Annotated in this window: 19 protein-coding genes, 1 tRNA gene and 2 pseudogenes; 16 read left to right on the top strand and 6 right to left on the bottom strand. The window is 68.3% G+C overall.

Annotated elements, in window-relative coordinates:
- Positions 1 to 122 precede the first annotated feature (122 nt).
- Genes JGR78_RS14960 through JGR78_RS14935 form a run of 6 tightly spaced genes read left to right on the top strand, consistent with a single transcriptional unit; the run spans position 123 to position 4,149 of the window.
- Complete coding sequence (locus JGR78_RS14960) at positions 123 to 911, top strand: PAS domain-containing protein (protein WP_182803225.1); 789 nt, start codon at positions 123 to 125, stop codon at positions 909 to 911.
- Positions 908 to 1,603: a PAS domain-containing protein gene (locus JGR78_RS14955; protein ID WP_200559348.1), complete on the top strand. Its 696-nt coding sequence runs from the start codon at positions 908 to 910 to the stop codon at positions 1,601 to 1,603. Before JGR78_RS14960 ends, JGR78_RS14955 begins: the two co-directional genes overlap by 4 nt.
- Positions 1,600 to 2,418 carry a HAMP domain-containing sensor histidine kinase gene (locus JGR78_RS14950; protein WP_182791779.1) on the top strand — a complete coding sequence of 273 codons (819 nt, stop codon included), beginning with the start codon at positions 1,600 to 1,602 and terminating at the stop codon, positions 2,416 to 2,418. The genes JGR78_RS14955 and JGR78_RS14950 overlap by 4 nt, the downstream gene beginning before the upstream one ends.
- A 17-nt stretch (positions 2,419 to 2,435) precedes the next feature.
- The gene (locus JGR78_RS14945; RefSeq protein WP_182803227.1) at positions 2,436 to 3,326 is read left to right on the top strand and encodes a response regulator; all 891 of its coding nucleotides are present in this window, start codon (positions 2,436 to 2,438) and stop codon (positions 3,324 to 3,326) included.
- Complete coding sequence (locus JGR78_RS14940) at positions 3,326 to 3,697, top strand: response regulator (RefSeq protein ID WP_182791777.1); 372 nt, start codon at positions 3,326 to 3,328, stop codon at positions 3,695 to 3,697. The genes JGR78_RS14945 and JGR78_RS14940 overlap by 1 nt, the downstream gene beginning before the upstream one ends.
- Positions 3,694 to 4,149, top strand: a complete 456-nt coding sequence (locus JGR78_RS14935) for a CBS domain-containing protein (RefSeq protein ID WP_182791776.1) — start codon at positions 3,694 to 3,696, stop codon at positions 4,147 to 4,149. The genes JGR78_RS14940 and JGR78_RS14935 overlap by 4 nt, the downstream gene beginning before the upstream one ends.
- A gap of 486 nt (positions 4,150 to 4,635) precedes the next feature.
- On the opposite strand, the gene JGR78_RS14930 is transcribed toward JGR78_RS14935, so the two are convergent.
- Positions 4,636 to 5,199: a DUF533 domain-containing protein gene (locus JGR78_RS14930; protein ID WP_182791775.1), complete on the bottom strand. Its 564-nt coding sequence runs from the start codon at positions 5,197 to 5,199 to the stop codon at positions 4,636 to 4,638.
- Between the two features lie 96 nt (positions 5,200 to 5,295).
- Between JGR78_RS14930 and JGR78_RS14925 the strand changes: the two genes are divergently transcribed.
- From JGR78_RS14925 to JGR78_RS14920, 3 genes and pseudogenes are all read left to right on the top strand, one after another.
- Entirely contained in the window at positions 5,296 to 6,639 is a 1,344-nt protein-coding gene (locus JGR78_RS14925; protein WP_234450768.1) for an SLC13 family permease, read from the top strand.
- On the top strand, positions 6,630 to 7,070 hold the full coding sequence (locus tag JGR78_RS18255; RefSeq protein WP_234450767.1) for an SLC13 family permease: 441 nt from the start codon (positions 6,630 to 6,632) through the stop codon (positions 7,068 to 7,070). The genes JGR78_RS14925 and JGR78_RS18255 overlap by 10 nt, the downstream gene beginning before the upstream one ends.
- A 31-nt stretch (positions 7,071 to 7,101) precedes the next feature.
- A pseudogene (locus JGR78_RS14920) lies at positions 7,102 to 7,950 on the top strand (integrase core domain-containing protein); the annotation flags it as partial.
- A gap of 50 nt (positions 7,951 to 8,000) precedes the next feature.
- On the opposite strand, the gene JGR78_RS14915 reads toward JGR78_RS14920, so the two are convergent.
- Together JGR78_RS14915 and JGR78_RS14910 are read right to left on the bottom strand one after the other, a co-directional pair.
- On the bottom strand, positions 8,001 to 8,249 hold the full coding sequence (locus tag JGR78_RS14915; RefSeq protein ID WP_182791774.1) for a hypothetical protein: 249 nt from the start codon (positions 8,247 to 8,249) through the stop codon (positions 8,001 to 8,003).
- A gap of 94 nt (positions 8,250 to 8,343) precedes the next feature.
- The gene (locus JGR78_RS14910; protein ID WP_182791773.1) at positions 8,344 to 8,871 is read right to left on the bottom strand and encodes a hypothetical protein; all 528 of its coding nucleotides are present in this window, start codon (positions 8,869 to 8,871) and stop codon (positions 8,344 to 8,346) included.
- A gap of 197 nt (positions 8,872 to 9,068) precedes the next feature.
- Between JGR78_RS14910 and JGR78_RS14905 the strand changes: the two genes are divergently transcribed.
- A complete protein-coding gene (locus JGR78_RS14905; RefSeq protein ID WP_234450766.1) occupies positions 9,069 to 11,756 on the top strand; it encodes a molybdopterin-dependent oxidoreductase in 2,688 nt (895 codons plus the stop codon).
- 97 nt (positions 11,757 to 11,853) lie between these two features.
- On the opposite strand, the pseudogene JGR78_RS18250 reads toward JGR78_RS14905, so the two are convergent.
- Positions 11,854 to 12,518 (bottom strand): annotated as a pseudogene (locus JGR78_RS18250) (IS5 family transposase); the annotation flags it as partial.
- Between the two features lie 673 nt (positions 12,519 to 13,191).
- Positions 13,192 to 13,265 (bottom strand) — tRNA-Gly (locus JGR78_RS14895).
- An 85-nt stretch (positions 13,266 to 13,350) separates the two neighbouring features.
- Here JGR78_RS14895 and JGR78_RS14890 point away from each other — a divergent pair.
- A complete protein-coding gene (locus JGR78_RS14890) occupies positions 13,351 to 14,799 on the top strand; it encodes a TrkH family potassium uptake protein (protein ID WP_182803230.1) in 1,449 nt (482 codons plus the stop codon).
- Here the strand turns inward: JGR78_RS14890 and JGR78_RS14885 are convergent, their stop codons facing one another.
- Positions 14,800 to 16,215, bottom strand: coding sequence for a peptidoglycan-binding domain-containing protein (locus JGR78_RS14885; RefSeq protein WP_182803232.1), 1,416 nt, complete (start codon positions 16,213 to 16,215; stop codon positions 14,800 to 14,802). It lies immediately after the preceding gene.
- Positions 16,216 to 16,311: 96 nt separating this feature from the next.
- On the opposite strand from JGR78_RS14885, the gene JGR78_RS14880 reads away from it, so the two are divergent.
- The 5 genes from JGR78_RS14880 (at position 16,312) to JGR78_RS14860 (ending at position 23,072) form a co-directional block, all read left to right on the top strand.
- Positions 16,312 to 17,259: a glycine--tRNA ligase subunit alpha gene (locus JGR78_RS14880; RefSeq protein ID WP_182791769.1), complete on the top strand. Its 948-nt coding sequence runs from the start codon at positions 16,312 to 16,314 to the stop codon at positions 17,257 to 17,259.
- Complete coding sequence (locus JGR78_RS14875) at positions 17,256 to 17,738, top strand: DUF6446 family protein (protein WP_182791768.1); 483 nt, start codon at positions 17,256 to 17,258, stop codon at positions 17,736 to 17,738. Before JGR78_RS14880 ends, JGR78_RS14875 begins: the two co-directional genes overlap by 4 nt.
- A complete protein-coding gene (gene glyS / locus JGR78_RS14870) occupies positions 17,735 to 20,140 on the top strand; it encodes a glycine--tRNA ligase subunit beta (RefSeq protein WP_182791800.1) in 2,406 nt (801 codons plus the stop codon). The genes JGR78_RS14875 and glyS overlap by 4 nt, the downstream gene beginning before the upstream one ends.
- A 611-nt stretch (positions 20,141 to 20,751) precedes the next feature.
- The gene (gene kynU, locus JGR78_RS14865) at positions 20,752 to 21,939 is read left to right on the top strand and encodes a kynureninase (protein WP_182791767.1); all 1,188 of its coding nucleotides are present in this window, start codon (positions 20,752 to 20,754) and stop codon (positions 21,937 to 21,939) included.
- A gap of 68 nt (positions 21,940 to 22,007) precedes the next feature.
- Positions 22,008 to 23,072 (top strand): efflux RND transporter periplasmic adaptor subunit, encoded by a 1,065-nt coding sequence (locus JGR78_RS14860; protein ID WP_234450765.1) that lies wholly within the window; start codon positions 22,008 to 22,010, stop codon positions 23,070 to 23,072.

The following is a 23,072-nucleotide window of genomic DNA, read 5'->3' as shown; positions in this document are numbered from 1 at the left end:
CATGGAGGAACGGCCCGGCTCCTGACGCGGGCAAAATGCGCCGCCCGCATAACTTCCCCGGAACGGCTGGCCGCGCACCGGGTTGAGGCGAGCCCCGCCAATCCTTGCCGCACGAGGCCACCTTGGACCCTGCCACTCCGGCCCCCACTGCCTGCGGACCCTTCCCCGACCGGGCCGCGCTCGATGCGCTCGGGTTCGGGCTCTACTGCCTCGATGACGAGGGGCGCTGCACCTATGCAAACCCGGCCTGCCTGGCGATGCTGGGCTATGCCGCGGACGAGGTGCTGGGGCGCAACATGCACGACCTGATCCACCACAGCCATCCCGACGGCTCGGCTTATCCGCAATCGGCCTGCCCGATGGTCGCCACCCGCATGACGGGGCGGGCGGTGCGGCTGTCGAACGAGGTCCTGTGGCGCTGCGACGGCAGCTTCTTCACCGCCGAATATTCCGCCTGGCCACTGCGGGACGGCGACCGGATCGCGGGCAGCGTGGTCACGCTGGTCGATACTGCGCAGCTGGGCGGGGCCTCGGACCGGCTGGCGCTGCAGGTCACCGTTAGCCGTGTGCTGGCCGGCATGGCCGAACCCGAGGAGGTGCTTGCCCGCCTTCTGGCGGCGGTGGGCGGCAGCCTCGGCTTCCAGGCGGGCTTCTTCTGGGACGTGAGCCACCGCGAGCGGCAGCTGACCGCGACCGCCAGCTGGACCGCGCCGGGCTTCGAGGCGGGCGCGCTGGCCGGGCAGACCATGGCCCTGACGCTCGACCGCGGCGAGGACTTGCCCGGCCGCGCCTGGGAGGAAGGCGAGATCCTGCACACCCCCCCGAGGGCCGGGAAGCGGCGGCGCGGGCGGCGGGGCTGGTTTCGGCGCTGGCCATCCCGGCGCGCCTCGGGCGGCGCGTCCTCGGCGTGATCGAGCTTTACGCCGACCGCCCCGTCGAAGCGGGGGACGACCTGATCGACAGCGCCTCGGCCATCGGCCAGCAGGCGGCGCAATACCTGCGCCGCAGGCGGGCCGAGGCCGCCCTGCGCGACCGCGAGGAGGAGTTCCGCGACTTCGCCGAGAACCTGCCGCAACTGACCTGGATCACGGATGCGACCGGGGCGATCAACTGGTTCAACTGCCGCTGGCACGACTACACCGGCACCACGCCCGGCCAGGCCGAGGGATGGGGCTGGCGCGCCCTGCATCACCCCGACCATGTCGAGCGGGCCGAAGCCTCCTACCGCGCCGCCATCGAGGCCGGGACCGTGTGGGAGGACACCTTCCCCCTGCGCGGGCAGGACGGGCGCTATCGCTGGTTCCTGTCCCGCGCCGTCCCGATCCCCGACGAGGACGGCCGCATCACCCGCTGGTTCGGCACCAACACCGACATCACCGCACAGCGCCAGGCCGAGGCGCGGGCGCTGGCCGCCGAGCGCCGCTTGCGCTTTGCCCTGCAGGTCGCCCGCATCGGGTCCTGGACCTGGGACCTCGACCGCGAGACGCTGGAGGCGGACGAGGGCTTTTGCGCACTCTTCGACCTCGACCTCCACCCCGGCGAGGCCGACCTGCCCGCCGCCGACTTCCTCGCCCGCCTGCATCCCGGGGACGCCCCCGCGTGACCGAGGTCCTGGCCCTGGCCCGCCGCGAGCAGGGCGAGTTCGACCTTGAATTCCGCCTGTGCACGCGGGACGGCGAGGTGCGTTGGGCGGTCCTGCGCGGCTCGGTCGAGCGGCGGCCCTTCGGGCGCGGCGTCTATGCCCTGGGGATCACCTGGGACGTGACCGAGCAGAAGCGGCGCGAGGAGGATCTGGCCGCCGCCAAGCTGGCCGCCGAGGAGGCCAACCGCGCGAAAAGCCAGTTCATCGCCAACATGAGCCACGAGCTGCGCACGCCCCTGTCGGCCATCATCGGCTATGCCGAACTGCTGGAGGAGGAGGCCGAGGACCTGGGCGAGGCCGCGGGCAACATGGCCGAGGACCTGGGCAAGATCGAGGTCAGCGCCCGGCACCTGCTGTCGCTGATCAACGGCGTCCTTGACCTGTCCAAGATCGAGGCGGGGAAGATGGAGGTCGAGGTCGAGGCCTTCGACCTCGCTCCCCTGCTGGACGAGGTCTGCACCACCGTCGAGGGGCTGATGGCGAAGAAGGACAACCGCTTCGCCGCGGACCTCGCCCCCGACCTCGGCGCGATGCAATCCGACCCGGTCAAGCTGCGGCAATGCCTGTTCAACCTGCTGTCCAACGCCGCCAAGTTCACCGAGGGCGGCGAGGTGACGCTGAGCGCCCGGCGTACGGGCGGGCGGCTGGTCTTCCGCGTGGCCGACACCGGCATCGGCATGACGCCCGAGCAGCAGGAGAAGCTGTTCCAGCGCTTTACCCAGGCCGACGTGTCCACCACCCGCCGCTTCGGCGGCACCGGGCTGGGGCTGGCCTGACCAAGGCCTTCGCCGAGATGCTGGGCGGATCGATCGCCGTCGACAGCGCCGAGGGGATGGAGACGGTCTTCACTCTGACCCTGCCCGCCGACCTGCGCCATCCCGAAGGCTCCGACGCTGCCCCCGCCGTGGGCGAGGCGACCGGCGGCCAAGTGCTGGTGATCGACGACGACCCGCATATGCGCGACCTCCTGGTGCGCTTCCTCGGTCGCGACGGGCTGGGGGTCGCCACGGCCGCGAACGGGCAGGACGGGCTGGCGCTGGCGCGCGGGATTTCGCCCTCGGCCATCATCCTCGACGTGATGATGCCGCGGATGGATGGCTGGGCGGTGCTGTCGGCGCTGAAGGCTGACCCGGATCTGACCGAGATCCCGGTCATCATGGTGTCGATGATCCGGGAAACGGGGCTGGCCTATTCGCTGGGGGCGGCCGACTACCTGACCAAGCCCGTGGACTGGCAGCGGCTCAAGGAGACGGTGGACCGCCACCGCCTGCCTTCGGCCCCGCCCGCGGGGCTGGCGCTGCTGGTCGAGGGCGACGCCCCCGCGCGCGAGGAACTCGCCCGCCTGCTGGAAGGCGAGGGCTGGGAGATGGCGCAGGCCGAGGCCGCCGGGCCGGCCCACGCCCGCATGGCCGAGCGGCGGCCCGACCTGATCCTCGTCAACCTGGACCTGCCGCAGGTCGGGGGCTTTGCGCTTCTGGGCGAACTGCGCCGCGACCCCGACCTGCGGCGCATCCCCGTCATCGCGCTGACCGAGGGCGGCCTGTCGCCCGAGGACCGCGCCCGCCTGCGCGACCAGGTGCGGCAGGTGATCCAGCCGGGCGAGGAGAGCGTTGAGGAGTTGCTGGACGAATTGAAGCGCATCGCCGGCGAGCGGGAAAAGGCACGGGTGAAAGGACAGGGCTGATGGCCAAGCTGCTTCTGGTCGAGGACACGCCGGAGATCTGGGACTTCCTGTCCCGCCGCCTGGCCCGGCGCGGGCACGAGGTCGCGCTGGCCCATGACGGGCAGGCGGGGCTGGACGCTGCGCAGGCGGCCCGGTCGCAGGTGATCCTGCTGGACATGAACCTGCCGGTGATGGACGGCTGGACGGTGGCGCGGCGGCTCAAGGACGACCCCGCGACGGCGGCCATCCCGATCATCGCCCTGACCGCGCACGCGCTGGCCGGCGACCGGGAAAAGGCGCTGGCGGCGGGCTGCGACGACTATCACCCCAAGCCCATCGACTTCTCGCGCCTGATGACCCAGATCGACGCCGCTCTGGGGGCCGCGGCATGAGGGTGGGCGAGATCATGGCGCGCCATGTCGACTTCATCCCGGCCGACGCCCCCGTGTCCGAGGCCGCCGAGCTGATGGGCGAGCTGGAGGTCGGCGCCCTGCCCGTGGGGACGGCCGAGGACCTGCTGGGCGTGGTGACCGACCGCGACATCCTTTATCGCGTGGTCGCCCGCGGCCTCTCGGCCGCCGAGCTGCCGGTGGGCGAGATCGCCACCCGCCCCGTGATCGGCTGCGGCGAGGAGGACAGCCTGCGGGACGCGATGAACCTGATGGCCGCCCATCACATCCGCAGGCTGGTCGTGCGGGACGCGGGCGGCAAAGTCATCGGCTGGCTGACACTGGCCGACCTTGCCCGCCACCTGCTGGTCGAACGCGGCACCGTGCAGGCGGCGCTGCGCGAACTGACCGAGGGGCCGGGAACCGAAGCCGCGCCCGCGCCGGCACAGGGCTGAGGGCGCGGGCCGGGCAGCACGGACTGGCGGCTGCGGGGTTTCGGGAAGAGCCGCATGGTTCTGAGATCCGGACTGCGCCTGCGCCCTGAACGGCGGTCCGCTGCCCGGCCGGGCCTTGCAGAAAGGGACTGGTCAAATCCGGGAACGGGATCTGACTGCGCGCTGAACTGCGGCCGGCCGCCCGGCCCTTCCTTGAGGGACGCCTTCTCCATCTGCCGCCGGGTCGCCAGCCGATGACAGGCGCCCTGCCCTCTTCCACCACTGCAAGGCAATGGCCGCTGCCCACCGCATCGAACATGATGCGGCAACGGCATGTCGCCTTTGCCCCTGCCGGCCAAGTCGCGGCCGCGATGTCCAAGGGGCGGAAGCCCGCAGGACGCCCCGAGGGGGGGACAGGCGGCACCCGGCCCTTCGCGCGGGCTGTGAGACGCGGCTGGAAGGGACCGGGCGGGACGCCCGGAAAGTGCCGCGCGCGCCCTGCTCCCTTCAGGCGCGGTAGCGGCGTTCGAGGCTGCGGGCGACCTCGGCTGCAAGCCCCAGCCGGCCGGCCAGGTAGTCCAGAAAGGCACGGTTCACCCTGTCCCGCCGGTTGATCGCCAGCAGCGCCGCGGCATAGGCGTGGGTTGCCAGCCCCTCGACCTCGACCCGCGCCAGCAGCGCCCCGAGGTTCTGCGGCTCGGCCAGGGCGGCCGCCAGCCGCGCATCCTCGGGGGCGTCCGCGCCGACCCGCCGCAGCACCTGGGGCAGCGCCTGCGCCTCGCGGGGATCGACCGCGCCGTCGGCCTGGGCAGCGGCGGCCATCACCTCGACCAGCAGCGCGGCCTGCCCGGGGCCCATGGCGCGGAAGTTCAGCGTGTGCGGCACCAGCAGCTGCTGGCCGTTCGACAGCCAGCCGTCGAGCAGGCGGGTGGCCAGCGCCACCTCCAGCCGTGCCTCGGGGTCGGGGGCGGGACCGGAGGGTAGCGCGGATGCGGGCGGGTGAAGCGCCGGTTCCTGCAGTGCCACGGCCTGGCCGTCGCGGTAGCGCGAGGCCCGGAAAAGCCATCCCATGATATCCACCGCCAAAGGCTCCCCTGCGTCAATGCCGGGTGGAACCGGGTCCGAGGGCCGGCGGTTCCGCGCTGCCCTTGCGGAGTGACCCCGGAATTGACCCTCGATCAAGCGCTTGCCTTCGGACTGATGGCCGTCACCATCGGCCTGTTCATCTGGGGGCGGCTGCCCTACGACCTTGTCGCCCTGCTGGCCCTGCTGGCCGGCGTCCTGATCGGGATCATCCCCGCGGCCGAGGCGTTTTCCGGCTTCGGCGACGACGTGGTGATCATCGTGGCGACCGCCCTGCTGGTCTCGGCCGCCGTGGCACGGTCGGGGGCGGTGGAAACCGCGATGCGGCCCCTGCTGCGAAACCTCAGGGGCGCGCAGGCGCAGGTGACGGTGCTGGTTTCGGCAGTCACCGTGCTGTCGATGGTGACCAAGAACGTGGGAGCGCTGGCCATGATGATGCCGGTCGCGGCGCAGCTGTCGCGGCGTACGGAGACGCCCTTGTCCCTCATGCTGATGCCCATGGCCTTCGGCTCGCTGATCGGCGTGATCGTGACGCTGGTGGGCACCTCGCCCAACATCCTCGTCTCCAAGGTGCGCGAGGATATCCTGGGCAAGCCCTTCGGGGTGTTCGACTACACGCCCGTGGGCATCGTGATCGCCATGCTGGGCGTGGTATTCCTGTCCTTCGCGTATCGCCTGCTGCCCGACCGGCGCGCGGCCAGCCGCTCCATGGACGCGGCCTTCACGCTGGAGGAATGCGCCACTGAGGCCCGCGTGCCCGAAGGCTCTCCCTTCGTCGGCCGCACGGTCGCGGACCTCGAGGCGCTGGCCGAGGGAGGCCTGCGCGTGATCATGGTGATCCGCGAACGCTTCCGCCGCCATGCGCCCCGCCCCGACGAGGCGCTTGAGGCCGAGGACGTGCTGCTGCTGAGCGGCGAGCCCGAGGACCTGGAGCGCGTCGTCGCCCGCGCCCGCCTGCGTCTGGCAGGCGAGGAGGTGGCCGAGGATGAGGCCGACGAGAACGAAAGCGTGGTCGCGGAAGGCGTCGTCACCGCCGATTCCGTGCTGGTCGGCCGCACCCCGGCCGAGGCGCAGCTTTTGCGCCGCCACGGGCTGCAGCTTCTTGCCGTCAGCCGCCGCGGCCAGCGCCTGAACCGGAGGCTGCGCCGCCTGCGGCTGGAAGTCGGGGATGTGCTGATCCTCAAGGCTGCCCCCGAGCGGCTGGCGCCTTCCTTGGGCGAGCTGCGCATCCTGCCCCTGAGCCAGCGCGACGTGGCACTTGGAAGCCGCAAGCGCAGCTGGCTTCCGATCCTGATCCTGGCCGCGGCGATGGTGCTGGTTGCCGGCCATGTCGTCCCCGTGGCCGTGGCTTTCGCGGGTGCGGCGGCGCTGCTGCTGCTGCGCGTGATGACAATGGACGAGGCCTATCAATCGATCGAATGGCCGTGATCGTCCTGCTGGCCGCACTGATCCCGGTCAGCAACGCGATCCAGGCGACCGGCGGGTCGGACCTGATCGCCGCCGGGCTGCAGCGCGTGGCCGGAGAGGTGCCGCCACTGGCCGCGGTGGCGCTGATGATCGTGCTGGCGATGGCGGTGACGCCCTTCCTTAACAACGCCGCAACCGTTCTGGTGATGGCCCCCATCGCCGCGAGCCTCGCCGGGCGGCTTGAGCTGAACCCCGACCCTTTCCTCATGGCGGTGGCCCTGGGCGCGGCCTGCGACTTTCTGACCCCCATCGGGCACCAGTGCAACACGCTGGTCATGGGACCGGGCGGCTATCGCTTCGGCGACTACTGGCGGCTCGGCCTGCCGCTGTCGATCCTGATGGTGGTCGTCGGCACCCCGATGATCGCGCTGATCTGGGGCCTGGGCGGCTGACGGGGGTGAACCTGGTCGCCAGGCTCCACCTGCCTGGATGGTTGCCGAGCGCTACGGCATCTCTTGGCAGACCGTCTGGAAATGGCGCAAGCGCGACAGCCTCCATGACCGGAGCCACACGGCGCACCGGTTGCAGACCACGCTGACGCCCGCCCGAGGCAGGCGGTGGCGGTTGCGTTGCGCAGGTCGCTGCTGCTGCCGCTCGACGACCTGCTGTCGGTGGTGCGGGAGTTTCTGAACCCGAATGTCTCGCGTTCCGACCTTGACCGCTGCCTGCGGCGGCATAGCGCTGGCAACCTGCGCGATCTGAAACCGGCCACGCCGCGTCCGGCCCACAAGCCCTTCAAGGACTATGCTGCGGGCTACCTCCACATCGATGTCAAATACCTGCCCCAGATGGCCGACGAGGACCGCCGGCGCTACCTCTTCGTGGCCATCGACCGCGCCGCACCGATGCGGATTACTCGGGTGCTGACCGATAACGGCAAGGAGTTCACCGACCGGCTCTTCAGGCTGCGCCGCCGCGCCGCCACCGGCAACCACGAGTTCGACCGTCTTTGAGACGTTCTCGGCATCGAGCACCGCCTGGCACCCCGATGCACCCCGATGCACCCCGATGCACCCCGATGCACCCACAAACGAACGGCATGGTCGAGTGGTTCAATGGCCGGATCGAGGATGTCCTGCAGAGCCACCGCTTCCACAGGGGCGAGGACTTGAAGCAGACCATCCTGCGGCTCATGTCCGCCTCTACAACGGCCAGCTGCCCCAGCCTGTCCTCAAGGGTCGAACGCCCATCGACGCGCTCAAGGTCTGGCATCGCGAAAGACCCGAACTGTTCAGGAAACAGCCCTATAATCACACGGAATGTGACATGTAACGCCAAGCGCAACCGCTGAAGGGGAGTGTCACAGCCGACGCCTTCATCTGCTACGACACCCGGACCCCCTTATCGGCTGCCATGGGGGTGGCGCCGTCGTTGATCCGTACCGACGATCTGGAGCGTGGTGCCGCTGCGCACTGATAGCGCGCAACCGGGTCGTCTGGGAAGCCGTCGCTGACATGATGTTCGGTTGCCCCGATCAGGCGCGCGAGGGCAACCGCAACGTTGCCCGCATGTCCCTGCTGCTGGCGGGGATGCCGGTCGGCGACTTTCAACCAACCCTGCGACTCGGGCATGGATGCCGTCCTGAACGGCTGCCCGAGCCATGAAGGCAGCCTCCCATCCTCGGACACTGAGGCTGCATTGTCTCTGCGGAAGACTGCCCGGCGGTCAGTTCGCCGCTTCGGCTGGTTCCGCCGGGGCGTCGTTCGCCGACTGCGCCGCCGTGCCGGCGGTGGACCCACCGGCGGCATCGGCTTGTGGCAACTGGTCCGCCACTGCCGGACAGCCGATGCTCACCACCGGATCGCACTGGCCTTCGAAGCCGGTGTCCTCGACAGCCATGTCCGAGTTCCCGGCCCTTTCCTGCTCCACTGGCCGGATGGTGGCGGGATTGGTCGTCGGGATCGAGGTCGAGGTCCCCGGCTGCGGGTTGCCGCGCTGCGCCGTGGGCGAGCCCTGCGGGCCGCCGCTCATCTCGTCCAGCAGCCTGTGAGGATCAGCCGCCGGGTCGGCCGCGGCCCCCGCACCCCCCACAGCGCCCTGAGCCGGGGTCCCTGAAGACTGCGCGGGAACCGCCGACGCCCCGGTGTCGGCCGATGGTGCCGGTGTCTGCGCCAGGGCCGCAACCGGAAGCAGCACGGACAAGGCCAATGCGGCAGCCAGTCGCCCGGCGCCTGCAGCGTGATTGGTGAACATGGTGTTTCTCCTTCCACTATCTCGCGACACAACGCCGCAGATTCCCGGTATGTTCAAGTCCCTTGCGCTTGCTGTGGTTGCTGCGCCTTGCCATTGCCGCGCCATGTCTTCAGACTTTGGCTCACCCATCGCGCTTCAACCATCCCTTGTAGCGGACAGTTGAAGGGGTGGCGGAGCGAACAAGAAAGGTGGCAGCCATGACCATGCAATTTTCCCGTCGCAACTTCATGCAGGTCGGCGTCGCCGCCGCAGGGGCGCTGTCGATGGGTCGGCTGATGAACAGCACCGCGCTGGCTTCGATCGATCCCAACTCGCATTCGCAGCGGATCTTCCACGCTTCGCATTACGGCCCCTTCGAGGCGGTGGTGCGCGACGGCCGCATCACGGCGATCTCGCCGGTCACGGAACTGGACCACCAGCCGACCGACATGCTGATGCTGGGCACCGTGGACCGCACCTATGACGAGACGCGCATCCTTTATCCCATGGTCCGCAAGTCCTACCTGGACGGTTGGCAGACCGGCGACACCAAGCCCGAACTGCGCGGCAAGGAAGAGTTCGTGCAGGTCGACTGGGACACCGCGCTGGCCCTGGCGGCCAATGCCATCATCAACACCATCGAGGCTGACGGGAACGAGGCGATCTTCAGCTCGTCCTATGGTGGCTGGTCGAACGCGGGCTCGTTCCGCCCGAACGTCATGCAGCAGCGCTTCTTCAACCTGATCGGCGGCTGCACCATCACGCAGGGGGACTTCTCGGCCGGGGCGGCGCAGGTGGCCCTGCCGCATATCATCGGCGACATGGAGGTCTATTCGCCCCAGACCGCCTGGGAGGTCATCCGCGACAACACCGAGGTCTTCGTCCTCGTCGGCTGCGACCCGGTCAAGAACAACCGGATCGAGTTCACCGTCGCCGACCACGGCATGTCCCGCCCCTGGGCAGAAATCCGCGATGCCGGCTGCCGCTTCATCTCGATCAACCCGCAGCGCACCGCGTCCGATTACTACCTGAACGCGGAATGGCTGCAGATCATCCCGAACACCGACATCGCCCTGTTCCTCGGCATGGCCCATCATGTGCTGGAAAACGGGCTTGAGGACCGCGCCTACATGGACAAATACACGACCGGCGCCGACCGCTGGATCGCCTATGTCCGCGGCGAGGACGACGGCACCCCCAAGACGCCCGACTGGGCCGCCGCGATCACCGGCATCCCGGCCGAGAAGATCCGCGAGATGGCCGAGCTGTTCGCCTCTTCGCGCACCCAGTTCGGCGGCGCCTGGTCGCTGCAGCGCGCCCATCACGGCGAACTGGTCCACCACGCGATCATCAACTTCGCCGCGCTGACCGGCAAGATCGGAAAGCCGGGCGAGGGCGTGGGCTTCAGCTGGCATTATGGCGGCGGCGGGATGCCGCAGTCGGGCCAGCCGACGCCCACGGGCCTGTCCTCGGGCAAGAACATGGTGTCCACGCTCTGCCCCGCCAGCCGCATCGTCGAGATGCTGGAAAATCCGGGCAAGGAATTCTTCTACAACGGCCAGACCCGCGCCTATCCCGACATCAAGATGATCTACAACGCGGGCAACAACTTCGTCTCGCACCAGCAGGACCTGAACCGGCTGCTCAAGGCCTTCGGCAAGCTGCACACGATCGTCAGCCAGGACGTCTGGTGGACAGCGGCCGTGCGCTGGGCCGATATCGTGCTGCCGGCATCCTCGACTCTGGAACGCGACGATATCTCGGTCGGCGGCACCTATTCCAACGACAAGATCTACGCGATGAAGAAGGTCATCGAGCCGTTGGGCGAGTCGATGAGCGACTACGAGATCTTCGAGGCGCTGGCCGACAAGATGGGCCTCTGGGCGCAGTTCACCGATTCGCTGGACTACATGGACCACATCATGGCGGCCTATGGCCGGACGGGTGCGTCCAAGACCACGCCCTTCGAGGAGTTCTGGGAAAAAGGCTACGCCCTGCAACCCGCCCCGCCCGAAGCCCGCAAATGGGTCCGCCACGGCGCCTTCTATGAGGACCCCGAGAAGAATCCGCTGCACACGCTGTCGGGCAAGGTCGAGATGTTCTGCACGACCATCGCGGACATGAACGTGCCCGACAACCCCGGCATGCCGATCTGGCAGGAGCCGCTGGAATACCTGGGCAACGCGCAGGAAGGCCAGTTGCACATCGTCAGCCCCCACCCTTGGTATCGCCTGCACAGCCAGATGGACAACTCGGCCCAGTTGCGCGAGCTTTACAAGATCGACGGGCGCGAGCCGGTGCGGATCAACCGCCAAGATGCCGAGGCGCGCGGCATCGCCGAAGGCGACTTGGTCGAGATCCGCAACGAACGCGGCGCGATCATTGCGGGCGCGGTGCTGTCGGACGACATCATGCCGGGCGTCATGTCGCTTTACGAGGGGGTCTGGCCGGACCTCGACAGCAAGGGGCGCTGCAACTCGGGGCAGATCAACTGGATCACCTCGGAACGCCCGGCCTCGGGGCTGACGCAGGCGACCATCGCCAATACCTGCGTGGCGTCCGTGGCCAAATGCGAGGATGCCGAGCGCCCGAACCAGGCGCATCAGAAGCCGCCGATCTTGACCGACTACCAGTTCGCCGCGGTGGACGAATCCGAACTGGGCCTCGACCGCGTGGCCGAACTGGTCGAATCGCTTTATGCCGACATGGAGCCGGGCGAGCGCATCTTCTACCAGCGCTGCACCGTCTGCCATGGGCCACGCGATCCTGGCGGTTTCACCCAGTTGCAGTGGCGCGGCATCACCCCCTCGATGTTCCCGCGCGCGGGGCTGGATGCCGACGAGGCGGCGATGGTCACCGACTTCCTGATGCGCAACGCCTCGGACGCGGCGACGTCGGTCAACTGACCCGCCAAGGGAGCGCAACTGCAGCCGTGCAGACTGCGCTCCCTTTCAATGCAGCGGATTTTGCTCAGGGCCATGCCAGGCTCATGACCCATCGTCTTCATAGCCAGAAGATGACGGTGGTGGCGGGGGATCGACGCACGGATCGACGCGGAAACGCAGACCTTCGGGCGTCTGTCGTGAGCTGGGTTGCTCTGCGCCGCCAGTTTTCCACACGACCGAACATGATCTCTATCCTGTTGCGACGCCGGTATCGGCGCTTGTCATACCTGATGGGTTTGGCGCGTGATTTCCGGCTGGGGATGCAGGCACGTATCCCTTTGTCCCTCAAAGCTTCCCGGAACCATTCGGCATCGCAGCCCGTATCAGCCAGCAACCATTCCGCCGCGGGAGGGTCGCTCAGAAAGGCAACTGCCCTGACGTAGTCGCCGTTCTGACCTGCGGCCATGAAGAACCGGATCGGACGGCCTTGGGCGTGGGTGATGGCATGAAGTATGGTGCTCATGCCGCCTGTTCTCGGGAAAACGATCTCGCAGATCCTTTTCTGATGCTCGAACTGCGGCCGATCAGGCGTCCACACCCCTTTTCGCCCGCAAGCTGGAAGCCGTGCAATGTGTCTTGAGGTAGGTGGTGTCGATCATGATTGTCCCCGGTCGCTCCTCCGTGGCGGCAAGCCCTTCCATGATCCGGGGCGAAGCCCCCCATGTCGCTCCACCCTCTCCAGCGATTGTAGAGGGTCTTCGCCGGACCATACTCCAGCGGCGACGGCGGCCGCTGTCGGTGATGATCTCGATCTCAGACATAAGGACGTGCTCAGGCGCATGCCTGAGCTTCCATGACTATGCCCGGGTGTGCGGTCGGAAGGGGGGCCAGTTCAGTGGGCGAATTGCCGACACTTCGACAAGCCTTCCTCGTCAGCATCCTTGAACTGCAGAGCAACCCTGGCAACACCTTTGTCTGAAACCTTGAAGCTCATCTCGTGCGCCAGCTTGTTCCTGAGAGCGTTGGCACTCTTTGCCCAGCGCAGATTCTCACCTCTCAAAATGTCCAGATGTCCAATGAATAAAGCAATGCGGCTCCTTGCTCGAATGACATGGATTTAACCTGATCGGCCCATTTGGTGCAGACCAACTACTCAAGAAGATTGCAACTACATGATCAAAAGCCAGGCGGCGTTTAGAACTTGATTTCCCATGTTGTTGAGTTTCAAGCGGCCGCCTGCTTCGTTGATGCTGAAGCAAGACTTATGGTAGAGGGCCTTCAACCCTACCGGATCATCGAGTGGATCGTCAAAGCCCGTGGTGGCGATTCCCTGCAAAACTCTCGCGACCGACCTCTTCATTCGCCCAAAACCATGTTGCTGGGTGCGAAACTGGGTGGCGCCTGACCGCTTGGACCAGGATAAAATCCAGTTAAATCAGATCAAAAGACGGGAAGGTGGAGCGGGTGATGGGAATCGAACCCACGTATTCAGCTTGGAAGGCTGCTGCTCTACCATTGAGCTACACCCGCATGGGCGGCAGCTTTACCCAAGCGCGCCCGCCCGTGCAAGCGGGCTGCGCTTGACCGGCGCGGATGCCGGGGGCACTCAGGCGCAATGATCGACATCCGCCCCGTGGTCCACGCGATTGCCATGCTTTCCGTTGCCATGGGCGGGCTGATGCTGCTGCCGGCGGCGATCGACTGGACGGCGGGCGATCCCAACTGGCTGGCCTTCCTCGCCACCGGCTGCGGGACGATCCTGCTGGGCAGCATGACCATGCTCGCCACCCGCAGCGACGGCGGGCGGTTCCAGATCGAGCAGGCGTTTCTGCTGACCTCGGGGCTTTGGCTGGTGCTGCCGGTTCTGGGGGCGATCCCCTTCATGCTGGGCGCGCCGGGGGCGGGCTGGACCGACGCGATGTTCGAATCGATGTCGGGCATGACCACCACCGGCGCCACGGCGTTCCGGGACCTCGACGGCCTGCCCCTGGGCACGCATCTGTGGCGCGGCATCCTGCAATGGTCGGGGGGCCTGGGCATCGTCGTCGTCGCCATGGTCTTCCTGCCGGTCATGCGCGTCGGGGGGATGCAGTTCTTCAAGTCCGAAGGCTTTGACACCATGGGCAAGGTCATGCCGCGGGCGGGCCAGATCGCGGCCGAGATGGCAGAACTTTACCTCGGCATCACCATCGCCTGCGCCCTGACCTATGCGGCGCTGGGCATGAACGGCTTCGACGCGGTGATGCACGCGCTGACGACCTGTTCCACCGGCGGCTTCGGCCGCTATGACGCGAGCTTCGGCCCTTTCATCGGCCCGATCCAGTATGCGGCGTCATTCTTCACCATCCTCGCCTCGATCCCCTTCGTGCGGATGCTGCAACTGGCGCATGGCGACCCCCGGCCGATCTGGCGCGACAGCCAGATCCGAGCCTATCTGGGTATCATCGCCACCGTCTGCGCGCTGATCGTGGTCTACGAGGCAATCTGGCGCGAGGTCGCCCTGTCCCATGACCTTATGCGCGAGGTGATCTTCAACGTCGTCACCGTCATCTCGGGCACCGGCTTTGCCTCAACGGACGTGACGCAGTGGGGGCACCTGCCCTTTGTGCTGCTGATCCTCATGGGACTGGTCGGGGGCTGCACCGGCTCGACGGTCTGCTCGATCAAGGTCTTCCGCTATCAGGTGCTGTTCGAGGCGCTGCGCGGGCAATTGGTGCAGATGCACTCGCCCCATCGTGTGCGGCCGCTCAGGTTGCAGGGGCGCAGGCTGGACGCCGAGGTGGTGAACTCGGTCATGGCCTTCTTCACCATGTTCGTGCTGAGCTTCGGGGTGCTGATCGTGGCCTTGGCGCTGAGCGGGCTGCACGCGCGCACGGCACTGACCGCCGCCTGGACCGCCATCGCCAATGTCGGGCCGATCTGGGGACCCGAGGTCACCGCGAACGGCGGCGTGACGAGCTTTCCCGGCACGGCCAAGTGGCTGATGATCGGCGGCATGTATCTCGGGCGGCTGGAACTGATTACCGTCTTCGTGGTGCTGATGCCGCGCTTCTGGCGGCAGTGATCAGGCGGGATCGTCCGGGGACAGGGGGGCGTCCTCGGGCACGGGTTCCGCCGCCGGCGTAACCCGGATGCTGTCGAGGATCTCGGCGGCGACGCGGGGCTGGTCCGCGGCGTCCATCACCGGCCAGATCAGCACCATGCCCTGCACCCGGCCGTCCGCGACCCGCGCCTCGGCCTGGCCGATATGGGTGTCGTTGCGGCCGACCAGCGTGGCGCGGCCCCGCGCCACCTGCCGCTCGGGCGAGGGCACCCAGCCCAGCGCGGTGACAAGGCCGGTGAAATCCAGCATCTCCTGCTGGCCGCCCGGCGCGCCGTAAAGGATCAGCGCCGCGCCCGAGCCGTCCCTGGGACCATAGATCGACAGCCCCTGCTCGTTGCGGTCGAATTGCAGCCGATCCATCGGCGCGACCAGCGACAGCCCGGACTGCGGGTCGTCCAGCCGGGTCAGGTTCATGTCCTCGCGCCAGTCCTCGCGCTGCGCGATCAGCGCCTGCATCGTGGCGGCAGGGTCCGGCGAGGCCCGCAGCGCCAGCACCTCGGCCGCGATGGCGGCGCGGGTCTGGGGGCCGTCCTTGCCGTCGATCTCGCCGTCGTAATGCCCCGCCCAGCGCAGGGCGCGCTGGATGTCCTCAAGCGGCGGCATCTCGGCGGCGGGGCCGGGGGCGGGCAGGTCGATCTCTTCCGCCGGCTCCAGCGGCTGGCCCAGGTCGGCGGGCGGCAGGACGGCGGCGAAGCGGCCGACGCGCTGGGCGGTGCGGAAGGCGCCCAGCCAGGCCTCGGCCACCTCGGCAGGCATCGGGCCGAGGGCGATGGCGAGGCCACCGTCGGGCTGCTGGAACAGCCCGGCCTCGGGGAAGTCCTCGCGCCATGACGCAAGCGCCGCATCCGCCGCCTCGCGGGTGTCGAACCGCTGCAGGCGCAGGTAGTCGCCGGCGGGTGGCGCGGGGGCTGGCTCCACCGCCGCCGTCTCCGGCGCATCTGCCTGTTCGTCGGCTTCGGGTCCAGTATCGGCAGGGGTGGCAGGTTCGTCCCCCTCGGCACCAGAGGGCACGAAAGTCGAGGAACCCGGGGCCGGTCCGGCCGCCGAGGGGCCCTCCGCTTCCGGCGGCGCGGCTGTGGCCTGCACGGGCTGCGCGCCCTCGGGCACCGGCACGATGAAGCTGTCTCCCGGGATCTCGCCCGAGGCGCGCAGGCGCGCAAGCTCCGCCTCGGCCGCCTCCCGCTCCATGGGGCCAAGACCGATGCCGGTCCAGCCGCCCGGCAGCGGGAAAGTCATCACGTCGGGGAAGCGCCCGGCCCAGCCCTCGGCCACCGGAGCGACTGCCGCGCTGCGCTGTGCCTCGATCCGCAGCACCACCGGTTCGGCCAGCGCCGCCCCCGGCAGCATCGCGACGATCAGAAAGCCCAAGCCCCGCATCGGCAACCCCCTTGCCCCCGTGGGCCGATTGACCCGGCCCGGACCGCACCCTATGAGCGGCCTGCATTCGCGTCAGTTATGCGAAAGGACGCCGGGATGACCAGCCCCGAACAGACCGACCGGCCGCGCTGTTTCCAGGACGTGATCCTGCGGCTGCAGGACTATTGGGCGGCCACAGGCTGCGCGATCCTGCAGCCCTATGACATGGAAGTGGGCGCGGGCACCTTCCACCCGGCGACGACGCTGCGATCTTTAGGGACGCGCCCATGGGCCGCTGCCTATGTCCAGCCCTCGCGCCGCCCCACGGACGGTCGCTATGGCGAGAACCCGAACCGGCTGCAGCATTACTACCAGTATCAGGTCATCATCAAACCCTCGCCTCCGAACCTGCAGGAGCTTTACCTGGGTTCGCTCAAGGCGATCGGGCTGGACCCGCTGGTCCATGACGTCCGCTTCGTCGAGGACGACTGGGAATCCCCGACGCTCGGCGCTTGGGGCCTTGGGTGGGAGGTATGGTGCGACGGCATGGAAGTCAGCCAGTTCACCTATTTCCAGCAGGTCGGCGGGCATGACTGCCGCCCGGTGTCGGGCGAGCTGACCTATGGGCTGGAACGGCTGGCGATGTATGTGCTGGGCGTGGAACACGTCATGGACATGCCTTTCAACGCCCCCGACGCGCCGATCCCGCTGACCTATGGCGACGTCTTCCGCCAGACCGAGCGCGAATATTCCCGCTGGAACTTCGAGGTGGCCGACACCGCCATGCTGCTGCAACATTTCAAGGACGCCGAGGCGGAATGCGCCCGCATCCTCGATGCGCCGCCCGAGGACAGCGCGGGGCGGCATATCCCGATGGCGCATCCTGCCTATGACCAGGCGATCAAGGCCAGCCACATCTTCAACCTGCTGGACGCCCGCGGGGTGATCTCGGTCACCGAACGGCAAGCCTATATCGGCCGGGTCCGGGCGCTGGCGAAGGCCTGCGCCGACCTGTTCGTCACGACCGAGGCTGCGACCGGGGCGAACGCGGGGGCCGAGGCGTGACCACCGGCAAGATCATGGCCTCGATGCTGGTGCTGACCGCGCTACTGGCGGGCCTCGCCATGTATTACCTGCAGGTCTACGGTTTCTACGAGGACGTGGACGAGATCACCGGCGCATCCGAGATGATGGTGACGCTGCTCGACGGCTCGACCCGGCCGGTTGCGGTCGGGGGCTTCCGGGCCATCGACGCGGACTCCTCGCCCATCCGTTGGCGGTCCTGCTTCACGCTGGACCCGGCCGAGGTCGCGGACGCCACCCCCTTCCCGCAGGCCACGCCCCTGAACGGGCCGGGCTGGTTCCAGTGCTATTCCGCGCGTGCCCTGACCGCCGACCTCGAGGCCGGGAATGCCCGCGCCATCCTGGGCCAGTCCGAGGTTCACCCCGACGTGGACCGCGTGATCGCCGTCTATCCCGACGGCCGAGCTTTCGGCTGGCACCAGTTGAACGACAAGACCCCCGCACGCGGAGTGATGGACTGATGGACCTGCTGATCGAGCTGTTCTCCGAGGAAATCCCCGCCCGGATGCAGCCCCGCGCAGGCGAGGACCTCAAACGCCTGATCACCGACGGGCTGGTGGAAGCGGGCCTGACCTATGCCTCTGCCGGCGCCTTTTCCACGCCGCGGCGGCTGGCGCTTGCGGTAGAGGGGCTGACGCCGGAATCGAGGCCCGTGCGCGAGGAACGCAAGGGACCGAGGACGGACGCGCCCGAAAAGGCCATCGAGGGCTTCCTGCGCTCGACCGGCCTGACGCTGGACCAGCTTGAACGCCGCCCCGAGAAGAAGGGCGAGGTTTATTTCGCCGTCATCGAGAAGCCGGGCCGCAAGGCCGCCGAGATTGTGGCCGAGGTGCTGGAGGCGACCATCCGCGACTTCCCCTGGCCCAAGTCGATGCGCTGGGGCTCCGGCAGTCTGCGCTGGGTTCGCCCGCTGCATTCCATCATCGCGATCCTGTCCGACGAGGCGGGGGCGCAGGTCGTGCCGCTGACAGTGGACGGCATCGCCGCGGGCGACACGACGCACGGCCACCGCTTCATGGCGCCCGACGCCTTCCGCGTGACGGGCTTTGACGACTACGCCGCCAAGCTGCGCCGGGCAAAGGTGATGCTCGACCCCGCCGAGCGCGAATCCGCGATCCGGCAGGAGGCCGCGAACCTCGCCTTTGCGCGGGGGTGGGAGATCGTGCCCGACGAGGGCCTGATGACGGAACTCGCCGGGCTGGTCGAATGGCCGGTGCCGCTGATGGGGGTGATCGAGGCGCGCTTCCTCGACCTGCCGCCCGAGGTGCTGCAGACCTCGATGAAGGCGCACCAGAAGTTCCTCTCGGCCCGCAACCCGAAGACGGGCCGGATCGAGGGCTATGTCACCGTCGCCAATATCGAGACACCCGATCACGGCGCGACGATCCTGGCCGGCAACCAGCGCGTCCTCGCCGCCCGCCTCTCCGACGCCGCCTTCTTCTGGGAGAACGACCTGCGCGAGGCCCTCACGGGGATGCAGGCCTGGGCTACTGGACTGGGGAAGGTAACATTCCACGCCAAGTTGGGCTCGCAAGCCCTCCGAGTACATCACATCGCGGATCTGGCGCGCAAGATCGCGCCCGCCATAGGTGCGGACCCAGATCAAGCGGAACAGGCCGCGCGTGTCGCAAAGCTGGACCTGCGGTCGGCGATGGTGGGCGAATTCCCTGAGTTGCAAGGGACGATGGGTCGGTACTACGCGCAGGCTGCCGGGCTGCCTCAGGCGGTCGCGGATGCGGCCCGCGACCATTACTCGCCGCTGGGGCCGTCGGACGAGGTGCCCTCCGCGCCGGTGTCGGTGGCCGTGGCACTGGCTGACAAGCTGGACACGTTGGCCGGGTTCTGGGCGATTGACGAGAAGCCCACCGGGAGCAAAGACCCTTTTGCCCTGCGGCGGGCGGCGCTGGGTGTGATCCGGCTGGTGACAGGAAATGGGCTGCGGTTGGGATTGAAGGCGCAGCTTTCAACCCATCTAAATGAGCGAGCCTTTTTCGGACGACGAACTCTTGACCTTGTGTTTTCCTTAGCCCTCAACCCGTTGGATTTTGTAGAGGCTCTTGAGCATTCCGTTCCCCGCTCACTGCAGGACATGTATCTGCTCCACGGCGTAAGTGATAGTCTGCGGCACCGGATTTCGAACGCTGTTGAAGAGGCCGTTACCAAGGGCATCCTTTTCTCAAAGCATACAGACATCCTTGAAGTCCTCGGTCCGCTGTCCATCGAGGAGAGGACTGCTGCCGAGGTCTTTCTTGGAAAGCTAAATATCGCGGAAGAGGAATGTGGTGAAATCCCGGAAGAAGCCGAAGATTCGCTCGCGGCATTTGTTGCTCCACTTACCGCCGACCTCCTCGCCTTCCTCCACGACCGCCTCAAGGTCCATCTCCGCGACCAAGGCATCCGCCATGACGTGATCGACGCGGTGCTGGCGATGCCGGGGTCGGACGACCTCACGCTCGTCGTGCGCCGCGCCACCGCGCTGAACGGGATGCTGGGAACCGAGGACGGCCCGAACCTGCTGCAGGGGCTCAAGCGCGCCGCCAACATCCTGGCGCAGGCCGAGGAGAAGGACGGCGTCGAATACTCCTTCGGCGCGGACCCGAAATTCGCGGAAACCGACGAGGAACGCGCACTCTTTGCAGCACTCGACGCCGCCGAGCCGAAGATCGCCGCCGCCATGCGGGCCGAGGACTTCCCCGCCGCCATGTCGGCCATCGCCGCCCTGCGCGCGCCCATCGACGCCTTCTTCGAGGCGGTGCAGGTCAACTCCGACAACCCCATCCTCCGCCGAAACCGCCTGAACCTGTTGTCCCGCATCCGCGAAGCGGGCCGCTTGATCGCCGATTTCGGCAGGATCGAGGGGTGAGGGACGTCCGCAAACGGTCCGGTGGACCGTTTGAAGCCCCGAGCGCAAGCGAAGGGCCGGGCCGGATCAGGGAAAGGTCCGCCGGACCTTGCCGCCGGCGAAGGCCCCGGCGCAGGCAAAAGGCTGGCCGCAGACAATCCCGTGGACGGTTTGCAGTCCCGAGGCCTGCCGCGCAGGACTTGGGCAGGGTGCTGGAAAGTTCCGGCGACCGCGCCTCCTCGAACGCCGAAGTGCAGGTGACGAGTTGGAGGGGATCCGAAGATGGCAGGTGCCGGACAGCACAGATGCAGCTGGCGGTTGGCCATTGCTTCATCCGCGAGCCTGGCCCCTGTTGCGCCGCCGCACGCGGGCTGTCTGCCCCTGCGAGGCCTTCGGCCTCTTCCCCCGGGGATATTTCAGGACCGTCTGAAACAACCTTGAGCGGCCCTGAACATCGCGGCGGCTTTTAGCAGGCGGGTCAGGGAACCGATGCCACGGCTGTCTTCCGGCCGGATGGGGCTGCTGGAGCCTTTCGGCAAGGAAAGCCGCGGCGGCGGGCCGGAAGGATGAATGGCATGCGCCATCTTGCAGCCGCCGGTTGCGCTGCTAGCCTCATACCAAAGGGGAACCACATGACCGACTTCGCCCAGACGCGTGCCGCCTTCCATCTGCCTGACGGGATCACCTATCTCGACGGAAACTCGCTGGGGCCGATGCCGCGCCATGCCGCCGACCGGGCGGCGGCGATGATGCGGGACGAGTGGGCCGGGATGCTCATCACCGGCTGGAACCGGGCCGGCTGGTATGTGCAGCCGCGCCGCGTCGGCGACCGGATCGCGCGACTGATCGGCGCGGGCGAGGGGCAGGTCGTCATGGGCGACACGCTGTCGATCAAGGTGTTCCAGGCGCTGTCCGCCGCGCTGCGGATACGGCCGGACCGGCGGGTGATCCTGTCGGACAGCGGCAACTTCCCCTCGGACCTTTACGTCGCGCAGGGGCTGGCCGAAACCGTTGGCGCGGAACTGCGTGTCGTCGCGCCTGAAGAGGTGGCCGCGCACATCGCGCCCGACATCGCCGTGCTGATGCTGACCGAGGTCGATTACCGCACCGGTCGTCGCCACGACATGGCCGCGCTGACAGCCGCCGCGCATGAGGCAGGGGCGCTGACGGTCTGGGACCTTGCCCATTCGGCCGGGGCGGTGGACGTGGACCTGCTGGGGGCGGGCGCGGATTTCGCGGTGGGCTGCACCTACAAGTATCTGAACGGCGGCCCCGGCGCCCCGGCCTTCATCTGGGTCCACCCGGACCATGCGGATGCCGCCCGACCCTGCCTGCAGGGCTGGATGGGGCACGCCGCGCCCTTTGCCTTCGACCAGGCCTATGCCCCCGCACAGGGCATCGAGCGGATGCGGGTCGGAACCCCTCCGGTCATCGCGCTTGCGGCGCTGGATGCGGCCCTGGACATATGGGAGAGCGTGGACATGGCCGCGCTGCGCGCCCGGTCCATCGAGCTGACCGAAGCCTTTATCCGCGGCATCGAGGCCGCCTGCCCCGATGTCGCGCTGCATTCCCCGCGTGACCCTGCGCAGCGGGGCAGCCAGGTGGGCTTCCGCCACCCGCAGGCCCATGCCGTGATGCAGGCACTGATCACCGAGGGGGTGATCGGCGACTTCCGCGCGCCCGACGTGCTGCGCTTCGGCTTTGCACCGCTTTACAACAACACGGACGACGTGGCGCGGGCGGTGGAGGTGCTGGCGACAGTCCTGCGGGAAGGCCGCTGGAACAGGCCCGAACACCACCGCCGGGCCGCGGTGACCTGATCCGGGGCAATGGCCTTGCAGTGGACCGCGCCGCGCCATAACGCCCCGATGAACCGTGGAGTCGTCGCTTGACCGGCCGTTCGCTTCTGACCTTCTGCGCGATCATGGCCATGGCGGCGGCGGCACCCGCACAGTCGCCCGACGCCCCCATCGCAGTCGAGATCGTCCGGGTCGGCGAGCGCCCGATGACGATCGACCTTCGGCTGACCGGCTCGATCACCGCGCAGCACAGCATTGACCTGTCCTTTCCGGCGGCCGGCCGGATCACCGACATCCATGTGCAGGCGGGCGACCGGGTGATGGGCGGCCATGTGCTGGCCCGCACCGAGGGCGTGCAGCAGCGGCAGACTCTGGTTCAGGCCCTGGCCGCCCGCGCCGCTGCCGAGGCCGCCGAGCAGCAGGCAGGCCACGCCGCGGCCCGCGCGGCCGAGCTGCTGCGTCGGGGCATCGGCACCCGTGCCGCCGCTGAAGCCGCCGAACAGGCGCTGTCGGCGGCACAGGGGCAGTTGGAAAGCGCTCGCATCATGGTCAACCAGTCCCGCCGCGCGGTCTTCGACGCAATGATCCGCGCGCCTCAGGCCGCCGTGGTGACCGCACGCATGGCCGAGCCGGGGCAGGTCGTGGGCGCCGCCCAGCCGGTCCTGACGGTGGCGGCGCTGACCAGCCTCGAGGCCGTCTTCCAGGTGCCCGACGCGCCGCAACTGGACATGGCGATGGGCGCCGATGTCTCGCTGAGCATCATCGACAGGCGGGGTATCGAATTGCAGGGCCGCGTGACCGAGATCGCGCCCCTGGTCAATCCGGCCAGCGGGTCGGTGGCGGTGCGGGCCGAGATCGAGGGCCCCTTTGACGCCACGCTGCTGGGCGCGGCGGTGCTGGGCATCGTCCACCTGCCCGCCGGGACCGGGATCGAGGTGCCCTGGACGGCCCTGACCTCGACAGGCGCCGACCCGGCCGTCTGGCGCGTGGCCGAGGATGGCACCGTGGCCCTCGCCCCCGTGGGGATCGAACGGTTCGACACCGGCCGGGTGGTGCTGAGATCGGGCCTTTCGCCAGGGGATCTGGTCGTGGGCGAAGGCTCGCAGCTCATGTATCCGGGCCGCCGGGTGACAACGGCGGAAGAGAAAGGTTGA

This window comes from Paracoccus sp. MC1862, assembly GCF_016617715.1.
In the GTDB taxonomy this organism is placed as follows: Bacteria; Pseudomonadota; Alphaproteobacteria; order Rhodobacterales; family Rhodobacteraceae; genus Paracoccus.
This window is presented reverse-complemented; position numbering and strand designations above follow the sequence as displayed.